An 18,873-nucleotide genomic window follows, 5' to 3' on the forward strand; every position below is an offset into this window, starting at 1 on the left:
AATCTCCCGATAGCTATCGGGACTAAAATCTAAAATCAAAAAATATGTCGCAAGAGATAGAAGATCGGATTGAGAAACTGCCTGTGGTGCGGTCATTAGCCCGACTTTTGAAGAAAATTAAACTGCCTTGGCTAGAAGGGTTTTCATTGTATGATTTGTTGGAAATGTATACCATAGGAATTGTTGATGGTGCTTTTTCATATCATGCAAGTGCGGTTTCATTTAGCTTTTTCATGGCTTTGTTTCCTTTTGCGCTATTTATTTTAAACTTGATTCCTTTTATTCCGATAGATAATTTTCAGGAAGATTTTTTGCAGTTCGTACAGCAGAGTGTTCCTCCAAATACCTTTGATGCAATCAGCAAAATTATCAGCGATATTTTAAATAATAGTCACTCGGGTTTGCTTTCGTCTGGATTTTTTCTTTCGATTTTTTTAATGGCAAATGGAATTAATGGCATTCTAAGCGGTTTTGAATCTTCTAAACATGTCTTTGATAAAAGAGGTTTTTTTAAGCAATATTTAGTTGCGTTGGCGATATCTATTGTGATGACTATTATTTTGTTTGTAACAGTCGCAACAATTGTAGTCTTTGAGGTTTTTATTCAAAAAACAATTATTCAGGATGTGCTGAGTGATCGAATTCCGCTTATTATTTTAGGGCGTTATTTGTTTGTTGTTTTAATGATCTTGATAACATCTTCAATATTATTGCGTTATGGTACAAAACAGTATAATAAAGTGCCTTTTATAAGTATTGGTTCTGTTTTTACCACAATCTTAATTGTTATATCTTCGTTCTTTTTTGGGATTTGGGTTATAAAATTTTCAAAATACAACGAACTTTATGGTTCAATTGGAACATTATTAATTCTAATGTTTTATATTTGGATAAACTGTATGATTCTGCTTTTAGGTTTCGAATTGAATGCTTCTATCAGAAAATTAAAACAAAAAAAAGAAAAATAATATGAAAAACTTGATGCTAACTATCGGAGTGTTCTTCTTTGCCCTAACCATGCAAAGTCAAAGTGTAATTGGAAAATGGAAAACAATTGACGATGAAACGGGCGAAGCAAAATCTATAGTAGAAATTTACGAAAAATCTGGAAAAATTTATGGAAAGATTGTAGATATACTTCGCGAAGGCCACAAAAAAGATGTTTGTGTAAAATGCGATGGTGCTGAAAAAAATAAACCGATTTTAGGAATGGTTATTATAAACGGACTTAAAAAAGATGGTTCTGAATATAACGGAGGAACAATTTTAGATCCTACAAGCGGTAAAAAATACAAATGTTATGTTACTTTAGAATCTGCAGATAAATTGAAACTTCGCGGTTATGTTGGGATTTCTTTAATGGGAAGAACACAATACTGGACACGAGTAAAAAATTAATTAATATTTAAATGCGAAAATTAGCTTCGATAGTTTTATTCTTAGCAGTAGTTTCAAACAGCTTTGGACAATCTAAGAATTCGCCATTACAAATAAGTCATCTAACAGGTGACTTTTATGTTTATAAAACATTTCATTATTACAATGGAATATTAATTTCTGCCAATGCTATGTATCTAGTTACAGATAAAGGTGTTGTGCTTTTTGATGCGCCTTGGGATAAAACACAGTTTCAGCCTTTATTGGATAGTATAAAAACAAAACACAATATAGAAGTTGTAATGCTTTTTGGCACACATTCTCATGAAGATCGTGCAGGCGGATTTGATTTTTACAGAAAAAAAGGAATCAAAACCTATTCAATTAAATTGACAGATGATATTCTGAAAGAAAAGAATGAGCCAAGAGCTGAATTTATAATTCCAAATGATACTGTATTTACAGTTGGGCAATATAAATTTGAAGTATATTATCCAGGTAAAGGACATGCGCCGGATAATATTGTAGCGTGGTTTGCTAAAGATAAAATTCTTTATGGCGGATGTTTTATAAAAAGTCAAGAAGCAAAAGATTTGGGATATTTAGGAGATGCAGATGTTAAAGAATGGGAGAGATCAATAAAAAAGGTTCAGTCGAAATTTAAAAATCCAAAATACGTTATTCCTGGACACGATGGTGGAACAACGAATAAATCTATAAATCATACTTTGGAGCTGGTGAAGGAATATAATCTTTCAAAAAATGCTTCTCTTAAAACCGGTCAGAAATAATTACTGACTTATAAAAAATTTTCATGTATTTCATCGAAGTTATTTTACCACTTTCCTTAGCAAAGACTTTTACTTATAGTATTTCTGAGGCCGAATATCATTTCATTAAAAAAGGAATGCGTGTTGCGGTGCCTTTTGGTAAAAATAAAATATATACGGGGCTTGTTTTGGATGTTCATGAAAATGCTCCGACATTATATGAAGCAAAAGAAATCCATCAGATTTTAGATGAAAAACCGATCGCAACCGAAATTCAGATTAAACACTGGCTTTGGATTGCAGATTATTATATGTGTGGCATTGGTGATGTGTATCGCGGAGCATTTCCAAGCGGATTATTGCTGGAAAGTGAAACAATTATTTCGCATAAACCCGATGTTGTGGTCAACGACAGCGAACTTTCTGACGATGAGTTTTTGATTTATGAGGCATTACATCATCAGAGTTCTTTAAAAGTTCAGGAAATTGCTTCTATTTTAAATAAAAAAAATATACTTCCAATTCTGCAAAAACTGATTGCGAAAGATATTATATTTTTAGAGGAAGAAATAAAAGAAACGTACAAGCCAAAGTTGGTTCGTTATGTTAAACTGCATTCAAAATACGAATCGGATAGTGGTTTGGAAAAATTGCTGGCAGCATTAAAAAATGCCAACAAACAAAGGGAAATTGTTTTGGCTTATTTTCAGATTAGTGCTTCTGAAAAAAAGCCTATTACAGTAAAAAAACTCATAGAAGTTTCAAATGCAGGTTCGGCAGCTGTAAAGTCTTTAGTTGAAAAGGAAATATTTGAAGAGTATTATTTACAGCAGGATCGTATTATATTTAATGGTGAAAAATCAGAAAAAGAATTACAGCTGAGTGAAGCTCAAGAAAATGCTTTTTCTGGAATAAAGAATAGTTTTTCAGAAAAAGAAGTGTGTCTGCTTCACGGCGTAACTTCGAGCGGAAAAACAGAAATTTATATAAAGCAGATTGAAGAGTATTTGGAAACTGGAAAGCAGGTTTTGTATCTGTTGCCAGAAATAGCGCTTACGACACAGCTGGTTTCTAGATTGCGCCTTCATTTTGGCGATAGAGTCGCTGTTTTTCATTCAAAATACAGTAATAATGAAAGAGTTGAGGTTTGGAGGCAAACGCTTGAAAATTCGCCGAAAGCTCAAATTGTAATAGGAGCAAGATCGGCTTTGTTTTTGCCTTTTAATGACCTAGGATTATTAATTGTTGACGAAGAACATGAGCAGACTTTTAAGCAGACTGATCCAGCGCCAAGATATCATGCAAGAGATGCCGCAATAGTTTTGGCTAATTTTCATAAAGCTAAAGTATTATTAGGTTCAGCAACACCTAGCATTGAAACCTATTTTAATACGCAAAATAATAAATACGGATTGGTAACTCTTTCTGAGCGTTACAAAAATGTGCGTTTGCCTGAAGTGGTTTTAGTTGATATAAAGGACAAGCATTTCAGAAAAAGAATGACAGGGCATTTTAGTGATCTTTTAATTGAAGAAATTGCCGAGTCATTGTCATTGGGCGAGCAGGTTATTTTATTTCAAAATAGGAGAGGATATTCGCCTATAATTGAATGTTTAACCTGTGGGCATGTTCCGCATTGCCAACAGTGCGATGTGAGTCTAACATATCATAAGCATAAAAATCAGCTTCGTTGTCATTATTGCGGATATTCGATTGCAAAACCTACTAATTGTCATAGCTGTTCAAGTATAGATTTAACTACAAAAGGTTTTGGTACAGAACAGATAGAGCAGGAGTTATCTTCACTTTTTCCTAAAGCGAAAACAGCCAGAATGGATCAAGATACTACTCGAGGTAAATTTGGTTTTGAAAAGATAATAGATGCGTTTAAAAATCGTGAAATTGATATTTTGGTTGGTACACAAATGCTAGCCAAAGGACTTGATTTTGATAATGTGGGCTTGGTTGGAATCATGAATGCTGACAATATGCTTCATCATCCCGATTTTAGGGCTTTTGAGCGTAGTTTTCAAATGATGACGCAAGTCGCTGGAAGAGCAGGAAGATCTGAAAAACAAGGAAAAGTTGTAATTCAGACTTACAATCCGAATCATAATACAATTCAGCAAGTTACAAACCATAATTATATAGGTATGTATAAAGAGCAGTTGTATGATAGGTTGATCTATAAATATCCACCTTATTTTAGAATTATAAAGCTTACGTTAAAGCACAAAGATTTTGATAAACTAAAAGAAGGAGCGATGTGGCTGTATCAGGTTTTGAATCAAAATCTAGGAATACCAGTTTTAGGTCCAGAAGAACCTGCAATAAGCAGAATACGAAATGAATATATTAGAACCATATTAATTAAGATTCCGCAAAATCTTCATTTAGGGAATACAAAAAAAACTATCCAGAAAATGCTGAATAGTTTTGAAGCTGTGGCTCAATATAGAGCTATAAAAGTTGTGATTAATGTAGATTTCTACTAAGACGAGTTAAATTAAGAAGAAGTTGAAAGTGCTTTTACAAGATCTTCTTTTTTATTACGGCTTAAAGGTATTTTGGTGATGCCTATTTCGGCAAATTTACTATTGAAACGTTCAACTTTATCTATATTGATAATATATGATTTGTGGACACGGATAAACTTGTCTTTTGATAAATCATTTTCAAAAGATTTCATAGTAGAAAGAACCAGATTACTATCGTCCTCAGTTACTACTCTTACATAATCTCCAAAAGCTTCAATCCATTTTATTTTTGAAGTAAAGATTTTAAGTTTTTTTAGATTACTTTTGATGAATATATGTTCTCCTTCTTCTTCTTTGATATCTTTTTTAAGCAAATGCATATCAATTGCTCTTTTTACAGAGGCGTTAAAACGATCCACTGCAATAGGTTTTTGAAGATAGTCGGTAGCATCATAGTCGAAAGCTTTTAAAGCATATTCGGCTTTAGAAGTGATAAATATAATCTGCGGTTTTGATTTTAATCCGTCTAGGAAATCAAAGCCGTTAATAACTGGCATTTCTATATCAAGAAATATTAAATCGATATTATTTAATGAGATACAACTTTTTGCTTCAATTGCATTAGAAAAATCCCCGATTAAATGCAAGCCTGGGTGATTATTTACCAATTTGGCAATAATTGTCCTTTGTATAGAACTATCATCTACAACAACACAGTTTAGTTTCATAACATTTAAATTTAGAATAAATTCAGGATAGCAGTAGTAAATGTATTATTTTTTTGTAAAAAAAACTAAAGTTGAGGCATCTTTTTTGCATTATGACGAATAAAAGAAAAAAACTGTTGCATATATAAATTAAATGCTTACTTTTGCACCCAATTTTAACAAATAAATTTTTTATTTATGAATCATTATGAAACTGTTTTCATTTTAAATCCCGTTTTATCTGAGGTTCAGGTGAAGGAAACAGTAACGAAATTTGAAGAATTTCTTACTAGTAGAGGAGCTGAAATGGTATCGAAAGAGGATTGGGGTCTTAAAAAAATGGCTTACGAAATCCAAAACAAAAAAAGTGGTTTTTATCACTTATTCGAATTCAAAGTAGCTGGAGAAGTTCTTTTAGCTTTTGAAACTGAATTCAGACGTGATGAAAGAGTTATGCGTTTCTTAACTGTAAGTTTAGATAAACATGCTATTTCATGGGCTGAGAGAAGAAGAGCAAAATTAAAATCTACTAAAGCGTAATTATTATGTCTACAATCGAGCAATCTGCAAAAGGAAAAAAAGACGGAGATATCAGATATTTAACGCCTTTAAACATTGAAACTAACAAAACTAAAAAGTATTGCCGTTTCAAAAAATCAGGAATCAAATACATCGATTATAAAGATGCTGATTTCTTATTGAAATTCGTTAACGAGCAAGGAAAAATTCTTCCTCGTCGTTTAACTGGAACTTCATTAAAATACCAAAGAAAAGTTTCTGTAGCTGTAAAAAGAGCTCGTCACTTAGCTTTAATGCCATACGTGGCCGATTTATTAAAATAGTATAAAAATCTAGTCGCTGGTTTCTGTTCAAGCAGAACCTAACTTCTAAAAATAAGGACAACAACATGGAAATTATTTTAAAACAAGACGTACAAAACTTAGGATTTAAAGATGATGTAGTATCTGTAAAGCCTGGTTACGGTCGTAACTTTTTAATTCCTCAAGGTTTTGCTACTTTAGCAACTCCTTCTGCTAAAAAAGTTTTAGCTGAAAACCTAAAACAAAGAGCACACAAAGAAGCTAAAGTTGTTGCTGATGCTAAATCATTGGCTGAAGCAATTAAAGCTCTTGAAATTAAAATTTCTGCAAAAGCTGGTGGAGAGAAACTTTTTGGTTCTATCACAAACATCGACATTGCTGAAGCTTTAGAAAAATCTGGAAACGCTATCGACAGAAAATTCATCACTAGTGGTATCGTAAAACGTACTGGAAAATACAGTGCAAGTATCCGTTTACACAGAGATGTAATTGTTGAGTTACCATACGAAATTGTTGCTGAAAAGTAATAGTTTTTAACTCTATACTAAAATCCCGATGCAAATCGGGATTTTTTTGTTTAATATAGAAAGAATAGTAATAATTAGACTTATAGCTAACAGCTAAAGCATAAAGCCTAAAATGAATGAAATACGCAAGATTAACAAAAGAACAATTTGATGAATTACATGCTGAATTTGCAAGTTTTTTGGCTACACAAGCTATAGACAGAAAAGAGTGGGAGGAGCTTAAAGTTAATAAACCAGAAGTAGCAGAACAAGAGCTTGATGTCTTTTCAGATTTAATTTGGGAAGGTGTATTGACTAGAGCAGAATATTTAGAACATTTTTCTAAAAACCATATATTTTTATTTCATTGTTTTGATACTTACATCCAATCGATTGTTTTGAAATCTCTTTCTTCAGATGTTGATTTTTTGACAAAAGAAGGACTACAATGGTTAAGCGATAATATGTTTACTGACAATATTGAAATGAAAGTGGGGAAAAAAGTATTTACAGAAGAACGTAATTCTTCGATTTTTGAGTTGATTAAACAAGGGGCTTTTTTAAGTGATGGTCAATTATTTAGTCAAATTAATACGATTATAGAATCGTAATTTAGTTTTAATAACTTTTTAAGATGGCAAGCAATTAATAATAATTGTTTGCCATTTTTTATTTTTTAACTTTTGTTTAATTTTTTTATAAATTTTAACCCCGTATTTCTACGCGTTTTTTTTGAATCTTTCAAAGAATTCGAAAATTTATGCTTGCTTGAAATACAAGAGGTGTATTTGGTCTGTATTACGGATAATTTTGTCGATAAAATTGTATTTATTGTAAGATTATACTTTATTTAAATCGATTTAACATATTTTGTTTAATATTTTGTTTAATTAATAAAAGGAGACAAAATTATGTTAAATGTAGCGTTTTTTCTACTGTTTTAGGAGGCCCGTAATTTTAAAACAAGAGATTTAAGATTAAATTATAAGAATTTTAGGCTTGTTTTATGTTTTTGTTTTTTCTAATTTTAGGTAACAAAAGTTAAACAAAGTTTTGCTTTTGTTTTTTCTAAACATGAGGGTTAAATTATTTTTCCCGAAAAGTTGAGATTGAAATTCAAAAAAATTAAATAATAACTTAATAAGTCTGTGTATGGAATTGACAATTACTTTCTTTATCAAATTTACTTTAGTTGTTTACTTTGTTTTAGCTTTATATGTTATCCTATTAAGCTTACTTCAGCTCAACGAAATTTTTAATCGTTATACGATATTTAATTTTTTTTCAAAAGGTTTACATTTTAGTTTGCTCTCTTATAGTTGCCCCATTTTGCGGGCTGATTATAAGGAGCAATAATTTTATTGGATATAAAGAGATTCCTGCTAGCTTTTGTAGCTAGATAATTTAGAATGACTAATCAACTTTCTAATGAACGAATCGACATATATATAGAATCCCCATTCTACTTTAAACTAAAATTTTCATTATGAAAATTAGGCCTGCAACAAATCACTCCTCTTGGAAAATTGACTACAATCATTTTTCCTCAAAAAAAACGGAATTTATTTTATCTCGTGGAGATAGAATAAGTTCACCGGTATATTGTGATGTACCGAATTCAACATAATTTTTTTTTACTAAAACAGAATTTAGCGGCTTTTTTATAAGTCACTAACCTTTGTTTTAACTGTTTGATTTTTAACTGATTGTTTAATTGCGTAGGTGCGTGCACTTACTGCAAGAGGTGTTTTATTGTCCATTTTCTAATCTTCCAAATTATGAAAAAAAAATTTACTTTTTATGATCTCATCATCCAGAAGAGATTATTTGCCGTATGGCTTTTATTGTTTTTATTGCTTTTGAGTAATAAAAACTTTGCGCAAACATTTTGCCGACCTACAGCAAACACTACCAGTATTGGTGGAGTTTGTTTGGGTCCTACTGGAGTGACTAATGCTGCTTTGGCTTACGATTCCAGTTTGAGTACATATGCAACAATAACAAACTCATTGGGAGTTGCTTGTTTTGCCCAGGAAACGGTAACCTTTAATCAAACTGCGAAAGCAGGAGATGAAATTGTGCTATATTATGGTAACGGAAGTGCTGTAATAAGTGCAGGAGTATTGGCAAATTCGACTTTGCAACCTTTGTTATCTGGTAGTCCTGCAGGAGATGCAGTTCCGTTAAGCGGACTAGTTAATCTTCAACTGTTAGATAATGGAGATAATATTAATGTTGTAAAGTATACGCTAACATCAGATGCTAATCAGATAAAAATTCAAACAGGAGGACTTGTTAGTTTGCTGATTAATTTAAGAATTTACGATGTACGTTTGCAGTTTGCAAAACCGACAATTGCAAATGGAGAGACACAATCGGTATGTTTTGGACAATCTGTAGCGCTTTCTGCCACAGCTGCCACTGGTACAACAGTAGCTTGGTATGATTCGCCAACAGCAACTACACCACTTTCGAGTGTAGGAACATATACTACACCAGCTTTAACAGCTACAACTACATATTACGTAAGTACTTCAAGAAATGCTGGCTGCGAAAGTGATCAGCGATTACCTGTAACGATTAATGTTATTCAGCCTATTGTGCCTGTCATTAGTACTACTGGTACTACTATTTGCTCTGCTGGAGCAACGCAGGCAACGACATTATCTGTTATAAATCCGGTATTAGGTACAACTTATAATTGGTATGATGCTGCAACAGGAGGAACTCTTTTGGCAACAGGAAGTACTTATACGCCAACAGTGCCATTAGGTACTAGTACTTTTTACGTAGAAGCTTCAATTGGAACTTGTAAATCGACCCGTACTCCAGTTACCGTTACATCGACTTCAGTTCCTGCTTTGGCGACAGTTTTAACACAAAGTGTATCGATACTTTCTGGTCAGAATGCAACTTTAAGTGCTTCGACTACAGAACCAGGTGTTGGTTTAGATTGGTATGATGTTCCGACAGGAGGAACAAAATTATTAGCTAATTCTAATACTTTTACAACTCCAATTTTAACAGCAACTAAGACTTATTATGTTGAATCAGTTAATCTTACTGGAGGTTGTGTAAGTGCAACCAGAGTGCCTGTAACCGTAACGGTTCAGCCAACAGCTTCAGGAGGATGTCTTGAAGCCAGCAGTCAGGTAACTACTCAAATTGGTATATGTTTATTGTGTAACGCTACAAATCCGAATTTTTCCGTAGACGGAAATCCTGCAACTGCAGCAAGACTGACTATTCCTGCTAATGTAGTAGGATCTATGCAGCAAACATTACAATTCACAAATCCAGGAAAAGCTGGAGATAATGTTGATGTTGATTTAGAATTACCAGGAGGTCTCGCAGATGTTCAGCTTTTAAGTGCTATTAGTTTAGCAACCTATAATGGTGCAACTTATAATAATGATAGAGTTACGATTAATAACCCTCTTATTACTTTACAGTTATTAAGTGGTACTAAATATAGAGCAAGTGTTAAAGCAGGTGCTAACTTCGACCGTGTGGAAGTTCGTTTAGGAGGAGTTCTAGGTCTTTTAACTAATTTAGATATTTATCAGGCTACTTATAGATATAAAGCTCCGACTGTTTCTGGAAATACAACAATTTGTAGCGGACAAACTGCAACTTTAAATGCTAGTCTAGCTTTGGGTGAAACTATTAAATGGTATGATGCTTCAACAGGTGGAAATTTATTAGCAAGCACAGCTTCATTTACTACTCCAGCTTTAACAGCGAATACAACTTATTATGTTGAACTGACTCGTAATGGTTGTGTTAATAGTGAAAGAAATCCTGTCGCAGTTACTGTAAATAATCCAGTGGCACCAACATCGATTTCTACTGTTCCTACAAATTTATGTAGCGGAGAAACTACAACGATAACAATTCAATCTCCAGTTGCTGGTACAACATATAATTGGTATGATGCAGCTACAGGAGGAACTTTGGTATTTACAGGAACCTCTTTTGTAACTCCAAGTTTGACCGTTCCAACGATTTATCATATTGAAGCGGTAATTGGAACTTGTTTGAGTGCTCGTACACCAGTTAATGTAAATGTTAACCCAAGACCAGCGCCTCCAGTTCCTGTATCTGCGAACGTTATTATTCAGTCAGGTCAGAATGTACAGCTGTCTGTTGTAAGTAGTCCTGGAGTTTCTTATTTATGGTATGATGCTCCAACAGGAGGAAATCTTTTACAAGGTACTGGCAGTAATATCTATACACCTAATCCCGTTTTAACTGCAAATAAAACATTTTATGTTGAAGCTGTGAGTACTGCATCAGATTGTAAAAGTACTTCAAGAACTGCGATTAATGTAATGGTAACCAATACGGTTAGTACTTGTTTGCAACCAAGTTCACAAACGACATCTATAGATCCAGGTCTTTTATGTGCTTTATGTACTTTCAGTAATCCTGGAGATTCTGTTGATAATGATATAGATACTTTTGCAACGCTTTCCACTGTTGCAGGAGTAGCAGGATCTTATGTGCAGCAAATATTAACTTTTCCCTCTGAAGGAAAGGTAGGAGATATTATAGAGGTTGAATTGGCTTTACCAGGTGGGCTTGCTGATGTGTCATTGTTAGGAGGGGTTAGTTTAGCTACTTATGGAGAAGTTTTTGGGGCTCCAGTTTTTAATAATGATAGAGTTCTGCTAAATAATGGTTTAATAAGTTTACAATTGCTGTCTGGAGATAGATTTAAAGCTAGTTTTGTTGCGACTGCACCATTTAATCAAGTTGAAATTCGTTTAGGTGGAGTGGTTACATTATTAACAAATTTAAATATTTATGGAGCTTCTTATAGATTTCCAAATGCTACAATAACAGGAGCAGCAGCACCGATTTGCGCTGGACAGGCGGCAACATTGACGGCTACTTCTACAGGAACTGAAACCTTTACATGGTACGATGCTCCTACAGGTGGAAATATTGTGGCAGTTAGCCCAACTCTTCCATTAACCGCTACTACAATTTATTATTTAGAAGCAACTCGTGGTGGAACTTGTATTAATAGTGTTCGTCAGCCTGTTACGGTTAATGTATTATCTATTCCAACAGATGCAGATATTACTATTGCAAGTCCTTTGACTGCTTCTTGTGCGGGAGGAATTGTACTAGCTCCAACATCTGCTTTAGCGGGAGCAACATTTAGATATTATACAGATCAAAATAAAACACAAGAAATTACTACAGGTACGGTAACAGGAATAACGTATTTAAAAGATCCTACAACAGGGGCATTAACAATTAGCGGACTTACTTCTGCTAGTCCTACTAATACTTATTATGTATCTGTTTCTAATGGAGGACTTTGTGAAAACATAAATGGGACATTAAAAGAAGTAGTTGTAAATTATCCAGCTGGTTCAGCTTTAACTGTTACAAGCCCATTTGTAGGATGTACAAAAGTTAACCTAAAAGATGCTATTGCAAATTTTGATGCAAATACAACTTACACTTTCTTTGATTCAGCCAATAATCCAATTACAGATCAAGCTGCAGCAAATATAACAGTGAGTGGAAATTATTTTATTCAGGCTCAGAAAACAGGTGTTGCTTGTCCATCAGTAAAAGTGCCAGTGACTGTAAATGTAACTCCATTACCAACATTAACTGGGGTAACAAATTCAATAGCGGTTACAAAAGGTTCATCAGTTACTTTAACAGCAACATCAAACGGAACTATAACTTGGTACGATCCACAAGGAAATGCTTTAGGATCTAATAGTACAGGTCCTCTTAATACAGTAGGAGTTTTCACTTATACTGTAGTTGCTAGCAACGGATCTTGTACTACAAGCCAAACAGTAACTATAAGCGTTATTGATCCTGCGACTTGTGATACTCTTTTAGAAAGAGTTTATGCAAATTCTCAATTATCAGGTTCAGTTATTACAGGTAATGTGACAAATGGAGCTTTGGCTGTAGATGCTGACCCAAGTACTTTTTCAACTATTACGACTGGCTTAGGAGTTTTAGGTGTTGGAACTACATGGCAGAATTTACAATGGCCAACCACTATACCAAAAGGAACTCCGGTAACAGTAAAATTAGGTCTAGAAAATAGTCTGATTGCTGTTGGTCAAAGTGTTACTGTGATAGGTACTAAGCGTGACGGATCTAATAATCCAATTGACATTGGAACTTTACAATCGGTATCAAGTTCATTATTGAATTTATTGCCAGGTCAAAATTCATTCGAATATACATTTGTGCCTTCTAATGCTTCGGGCGTTCAGGATTATGATGGTATTCGTGTACAATTAGGAGCAGTTTTGGGTGTGGCACAAAATATTAATGTTTATGATGCTTATTACAAAAAACAAGTTTCACAAATAGCTTGTGGCCAAGGAGATATTGAAGATATTTTCTCTGGCGTAAAAGATATGGGCGTTGGTGCTTTAACAGCTACCGTAGGTGTTTCTAATCCGTGGAATGTAGCCGATGGCGATGTTGCTACTTATGCTACAATGTTTAGTGGAGCAGGAGTACTTGCGGCTGCTGAACTTACTACAAAATTTAGAACACCGTCTATGGTTGGGGATAGTTTAAGAATTACAATTTCTAAACCAGGAACACTTTTAAATCTTAACTTACTTACAGGATTTAGAATTCAGTTGTATTCAGGTAATATTGCTGTTGGTGCTCCGATAGAAAATACGAGTAGCTTATTGACTTTAAAATTACTTTCGGGAGATACAATGGCTATGACAATTGTGGCGCCTCAAACACAACCATATGATAAAGTAGTAATTACTTTTGGAGGTGTAGCAAGTGTTTTAGATCAATTAAGAGTTCACACTATTGATCGTGTAACCAATACGAAAGTTATTGGAAGTGGTCTTGATAATAAATTAACAGTCTGTCCAGGAGATAATATTACCCTCCAAGTACCACCTAAATCGTGTGCTGATTATGCTTGGTATGACTCGCCAACAGGAGGGAATCTTGTAGCAAGTGGTCAAACTTATACAATTCCGGTTGCATTGCCTGCGGGCACTTATAAATATTATGTTCAGCCAATTCGTTACGGTTGTGCGGCTTTAGAAAGAGGAGAGGTAACAGTAGTTGTTAGAGCTACTACTCCTGTATCTGCAGTAGCAAACGTAACTATCAATGGAGGAAATAGTACTATTATTTGTTCTGAAACAGGAACAGTAACATTAGATGCGATTTTAAGCAATACACCAGTTCTTACGAATCCAGTATACCACTGGTATAGTTTTGATGGAACAACAAGTCAGTTAATTGCAGGTGAAACAACATCTAAATTAGTAATAAACGGGTTAGCTCCTGGAACTTATACTTATTATTTAGGAGTTAGTTCAGATGAATATTGTGAAACTATACCAGCAAACAGAAAACAAGTAACGTTTACAATCTTACCAACTTCTCTTGAATCTGATATAGTGGTAAATAACGCTTCTATTTGTCATAATACAGATGCAGTATTAACGCCAACAAGTGCGTTGCCAACCCCTGTTTTCTTCTGGTACTTAGATGCCAATAAAACACAGCCAATTTTAAATGGAACCGTAAGTGGCGTAACGTATGCTGTTGATAGCACTACGGGAGTTTTAACCGTATCAGGTTTAACACCTGCTATGAGTCCTCTTACTTATTATGTGGCTGTTACAAGTGACAATACATGTCAAAATAAAAACGGAGAGCTTAAAGCGGCTACTGTAATAGTTAATGATCCTCCAACGCCAACATCCACAGAGAATACACAGAATTTCTGTTTAATCAATGCGCCAACGGTGGCTAATCTTCAGGCAAATGAAGCTAATGTAGTTTGGTATCTTTCTAATATGGGAGGAACTGCATTAGATCCAACAACAGCATTGGTTGATGGAACAATTTATTATGGAGCTATAAAGGATTTATTAGGTTGTGAGAGTTCAGTTAGATCAGAAATAACAGTACATGTAAATGATCCAGGAACACCGACTTTGGTGACAGCAGGAGTGCAAACTTTCTGTAAAGAAGATCTTCCGACATTTGCAAGCATTCAGACAAATGAAGCAAATATAGTTTGGTATACAGCTATAACAGGCGGAACATTGATTCCATCGACAACAGCTCTGACAACAGGCCAGTATTTTGCAGCAATCTCAGATCTATTAACAGGCTGTGAAAGCGCTACGAGATTACCGGTTGATGTTAATGTAAATGATCCAGGAACACCGACTTTGGTGACAGCAGGAGTGCAAACTTTCTGTAAAGAAGATCTTCCGACATTTGCGAGCATTCAGACAAATGAAGCAAATATAGTTTGGTATACAGCTATAACAGGCGGAACATTGATTCCATCTACTACAGCTCTGACAACAGGCCAGTATTTTGCAGCAATCTCAGATCCAGCGACAGGCTGCGAAAGTGCTGCGAGATTAACAGTTGATGTAATTGTAAATGATCCAGGAACTCCAACATTGGTGACTGCGGGAACGCAAAACTTCTGTTTGGCAAATGCTCCTACGTTTGCAAGCATCCAGACTAATGAAGCTAACATTGTTTGGTATACAGCATTAATAGGCGGAACATTGATTCCACCAACAACAGCTCTGACGACAGGGCAGTATTTTGCAGCGATTTCAGATCCAGCGACAGGCTGCGAAAGCGCTTCAAGATTGACAGTTGATGTAATTGTAAATGATCCGGGAACACCGACTTTAGTAACAGCAGGAGTGCAAAATTTCTGTAAAGAAGATCTTCCGACATTTGCAAGCATTCAGTTCAATCAGGCAAATATAGTTTGGTACACGGCTTTAACAGGCGGAACATTGATTCCATCGACAACAGCTCTGACAACAGGCCAGTATTTTGCAGCAATCTCAGATCTATTGACAGGCTGTGAAAGCGCTACGAGATTACCGGTTGATGTGAATGTAAACGATCCTGGAACACCGACATTGGTGACAGCAGGAGTGCAAACTTTCTGTAAAGAAGATCTTCCAACATTTGCAAGCATTCAGACAAATGAAGCGAATATAGTTTGGTATACAGCTATAACAGGCGGAACATTGATTCCATCTACAACAGCTCTGACAACAGGCCAGTATTTTGCAGCAATCTCCGACCCAGCGACAGGCTGCGAAAGTGCTGCGAGATTAACAGTTGATGTAATTGTAAACGATCCAGGAACTCCAACATTGGTAACTGCGGGAACGCAAAACTTCTGTTTGGCAAATGCTCCTACGTTTGCAAGCATCCAGACTAATGAAGCTAACATTGTTTGGTATACAGCATTAACAGGCGGAACATTGATTCCATCTACTACAGCTCTGACGACAGGACAGTATTTTGCAGCGATTTCAGATCCAGCGACAGGTTGTGAAAGCGCTTCAAGATTGACCGTTGATGTAATTGTAAACGATCCAGGAACACCGACTTTAGTAACAGCAGGAGTGCAAAATTTCTGTAAAGAAGATCTTCCGACATTTGCAAGCATTCAGTTCAATCAGGCAAATATAGTTTGGTACACGGCTTTAACAGGCGGAACATTGATTCCATCAACAACAGCTCTGACAACAGGCCAGTATTTTGCAGCAATCTCAGATCTATTGACAGGCTGTGAAAGCGCTACGAGATTACCGGTTGATGTGAATGTAAACGATCCTGGAACACCGACTTTGGTGACAGCAGGAGTGCAAACTTTCTGTAAAGAAGATCTTCCAACATTTGCAAGCATTCAGACAAATGAAGCGAATATAGTTTGGTATACAGCTATAACAGGCGGAACATTGATTCCATCTACAACAGCTCTGACAACAGGGCAGTATTTTGCAGCGATTTCAGATCCAACGACAGGTTGTGAAAGCGCCTTGAGATTGACAGTTGATGTAATTGTAAATGATCCGGGAACACCGACTTTAGTAACAGCAGGAACGCAAAACTTCTGTTTGGCAAATGCTCCTACGTTTGCAATCATCCAGACTAATGAAGCTAACATTGTTTGGTATACAGCTATAACAGGCGGAACATTGATTCCATCTACAACAGCTCTGACGACAGGACAGTATTTTGCAGCGATTTCAGATCCAGCGACAGGCTGCGAAAGTGCTTCAAGATTGACAGTTGATGTAATTGTAAGCGATCCGGGAACACCGACTTTAGTAACAGCAGGAACACAAAACTTCTGTTTAGTTAATGCTCCAACATTTGCAAGCATTCAGTTCAATCAGGCAAATATTGTTTGGTATACAGCTTTAACAGGCGGAACGGTAATTCCATTAACAACAGCTTTAGCTACAGGCCAGTATTTTGTGGCAATCTCAGATCCATTAACAGGCTGTGAAAGCGCCACGAGATTACCAGTTGATGTGAATGTAACTGATCCTGCAACGCCAACAACAAATAGTACAACACAAAATTTCTGTTCAGGAACAAATCCGACTGTTGCCAATCTTCAAGTGAATGAAAGCAATGTAGTTTGGTTTACTACGCAGACAGGAGGAACAGCTTTAGCTGCAACAGATGTTTTAACAACGACAACTTACTTTGGAGCAATTAAAGATCCAGCAACAGGATGTGAAAGCAGCGTAAGATTGCAAGTGGCTGTAACGGTTGGTAATCCAGCAAATCCAACAACAAACAATACAGCGCAGACTTTTTGTTCTGTAAATGCGCCAACGATTGCAAATATTCAAGTAAATGAAAGCAATGTAACTTGGTTTACAACTGCCAGAGGAGGAACAGCAATTCCTGCAGGAACAGCTCTTGCTTCTGGAATATATTTTGGAAGTATTGTAGACGGAATAGGTTGCGAAAGTTCAACTCGTCTTCAGGTAACTGTTACCGTAGTTAATCCAAGCGCGACACCGACTACAGCTAATACAACACAAAACTTCTGTACTTTAAATTCGCCAACAGTGGCAAACATTCAAGTAAATGAAGCAAATGTTATTTGGTATAGCACAGCAACAGGAGGAACAGCGATTCCGCCAACAACAGCACTTGTAACAGGTACATATTATGGTGCAGTTTCAAGTACAATTGGTTGCGAAAATCCAGCTAGATTGGCTGTTGTAGTAAATGTAAATTCACCAAGCGTGATAACAACACCAAGAACAACACAAACTTTCTGTTTATCTGCAGTGCCAACATTGGCTAATATTTTGGTAAACGAAACAAATGTAGTTTGGTACGCATCAGCAACTGGTGGAACACCATTGGCTAATACAACTCCACTTACAGCAACTACTTATTATGCTGGAGCGTTAACGAATACATTTAATGGCTGTGATAACGGACCAAGACTAGGAATTACAATTGCATTCGAAAATGATGCTGCAGTTCAAATTGCTTCAACAGATGATACTCCATGTGTATTCAAAGGAGTAACGTATTCAATTGCAAATGGTAAATCTAATTATGTATGGACTATTAACGGAGGTACAATTGTTTCAGGCGGAGGTACAAACGATGGATCTGTAACCGTTTCTTGGTCAGATATTGGTCCAGGAACTGTAACGGTGGCTTATGTTAATAATTGTGATGAGAGAACCATAAAAACTCTAAATGTTACAGTAGCAAGCTGTTCAGATCTAACGATTACTCATACGGTTGATAATCCTACACCAAATTTTGGAGATCAGGTAACCTTTACAATAACTGTAAACAATGTAGGAGAAGGCGATTTCATCAATACGCTTGTGAGTGATTTACTTCCTAGCGGTTTACAATTGGTAAGTTTATCTGCAACATCAGGAACATACGATCCAGCAACACAGCTTTGGACAATACCAACGCTTAATGCAGGTCAGAGTGTAGTATTGACAATAGTGGCAGAAGTTTTACCAAATGGCAATTATACAAGTGTCGCAACTGTAGAAACTTCAACTCCGCTAGATGTTGATGCATCAAACAATTCAGCTTCAGTTACATTAGAACCAATTTGTTTAACTGTTTACAATGAGTTTACTCCAAATAATGATGGTAAAAACGATTTGTTCAGAATAGACTGTATTGAGTCTTATCCAAACAACGAGTTGAAAGTGTTCAACAGATACGGAGCATTAGTGTATAGTAAAGCACATTATGAAAATGATTGGAACGGAACAGCAAATGTATCCGGTGTAATTAATAGAGGAGATATGCTGCCAACAGGTACTTATTTTTATGTGATAACCATTGGAGATGGAACGGTTAAAAAAGGCTGGTTGTCTATCATGAGATAACCCACTTCTATTAATCAT

Annotated in this window: 10 protein-coding genes; 9 read left to right on the forward strand and 1 reads right to left on the reverse strand. The window is 35.5% G+C overall.

All coding sequences use genetic code 11. The features are described from left to right. Nucleotides 1-44 precede the first annotated feature (44 nt). The 4 genes from OZP10_RS18350 to priA are packed head-to-tail and all read left to right on the forward strand — an operon-like array spanning nt 45 to nt 4,642. Nucleotides 45-968 carry a YihY/virulence factor BrkB family protein gene (locus OZP10_RS18350; protein ID WP_177210024.1) on the forward strand — a complete coding sequence of 308 codons (924 nt, stop codon included), beginning with the start codon at nt 45-47 and terminating at the stop codon, nt 966-968. Between the two features lies 1 nt (nt 969). Beyond that, nucleotides 970-1,398 carry a DUF2147 domain-containing protein gene (locus OZP10_RS18355; protein ID WP_281632160.1) on the forward strand — a complete coding sequence of 143 codons (429 nt, stop codon included), beginning with the start codon at nt 970-972 and terminating at the stop codon, nt 1,396-1,398. An 11-nt stretch (nt 1,399-1,409) separates the two neighbouring features. After that, on the forward strand, nt 1,410-2,168 hold the full coding sequence (gene bla-B1-FLAV, locus OZP10_RS18360) for a subclass B1 metallo-beta-lactamase (RefSeq protein WP_281632161.1): 759 nt from the start codon (nt 1,410-1,412) through the stop codon (nt 2,166-2,168). Between the two features lie 23 nt (nt 2,169-2,191). Further along, nucleotides 2,192-4,642, forward strand: a complete 2,451-nt coding sequence (priA, locus tag OZP10_RS18365) for a replication restart helicase PriA (protein WP_281632162.1) — start codon at nt 2,192-2,194, stop codon at nt 4,640-4,642. 11 nt (nt 4,643-4,653) lie between these two features. On the opposite strand, the gene OZP10_RS18370 is transcribed toward priA, so the two are convergent. Beyond that, entirely contained in the window at nt 4,654-5,352 is a 699-nt protein-coding gene (locus tag OZP10_RS18370) for a LytR/AlgR family response regulator transcription factor (protein WP_008463025.1), read from the reverse strand. A 177-nt stretch (nt 5,353-5,529) separates the two neighbouring features. Between OZP10_RS18370 and rpsF the strand changes: the two genes are divergently transcribed. The 5 genes from rpsF to OZP10_RS18395 all read left to right on the forward strand — a co-directional run bounded on the left by rpsF (nt 5,530) and on the right by OZP10_RS18395 (nt 18,855). After that, nucleotides 5,530-5,871, forward strand: a complete 342-nt coding sequence (rpsF, locus tag OZP10_RS18375) for a 30S ribosomal protein S6 (RefSeq protein ID WP_068842999.1) — start codon at nt 5,530-5,532, stop codon at nt 5,869-5,871. A gap of 5 nt (nt 5,872-5,876) precedes the next feature. Beyond that, nucleotides 5,877-6,173, forward strand: coding sequence for a 30S ribosomal protein S18 (gene rpsR, locus OZP10_RS18380; RefSeq protein WP_002987043.1), 297 nt, complete (start codon nt 5,877-5,879; stop codon nt 6,171-6,173). A 65-nt stretch (nt 6,174-6,238) separates the two neighbouring features. Continuing rightward, on the forward strand, nt 6,239-6,679 hold the full coding sequence (gene rplI / locus OZP10_RS18385; RefSeq protein WP_177210020.1) for a 50S ribosomal protein L9: 441 nt from the start codon (nt 6,239-6,241) through the stop codon (nt 6,677-6,679). Nucleotides 6,680-6,795: 116 nt separating this feature from the next. Next, nucleotides 6,796-7,269 carry a DUF6495 family protein gene (locus OZP10_RS18390; RefSeq protein ID WP_281632163.1) on the forward strand — a complete coding sequence of 158 codons (474 nt, stop codon included), beginning with the start codon at nt 6,796-6,798 and terminating at the stop codon, nt 7,267-7,269. Between the two features lie 1,167 nt (nt 7,270-8,436). Next, the gene (locus OZP10_RS18395; protein WP_281632164.1) at nt 8,437-18,855 is read left to right on the forward strand and encodes an Ig-like domain-containing protein; all 10,419 of its coding nucleotides are present in this window, start codon (nt 8,437-8,439) and stop codon (nt 18,853-18,855) included. The last annotated feature ends 18 nt before the right edge of the window (nt 18,856-18,873 follow it).

The sequence above is a fragment of the Flavobacterium luteolum genome (assembly GCF_027111275.1).
GTDB lineage: Bacteria > Bacteroidota > Bacteroidia > Flavobacteriales > Flavobacteriaceae > Flavobacterium > Flavobacterium luteolum.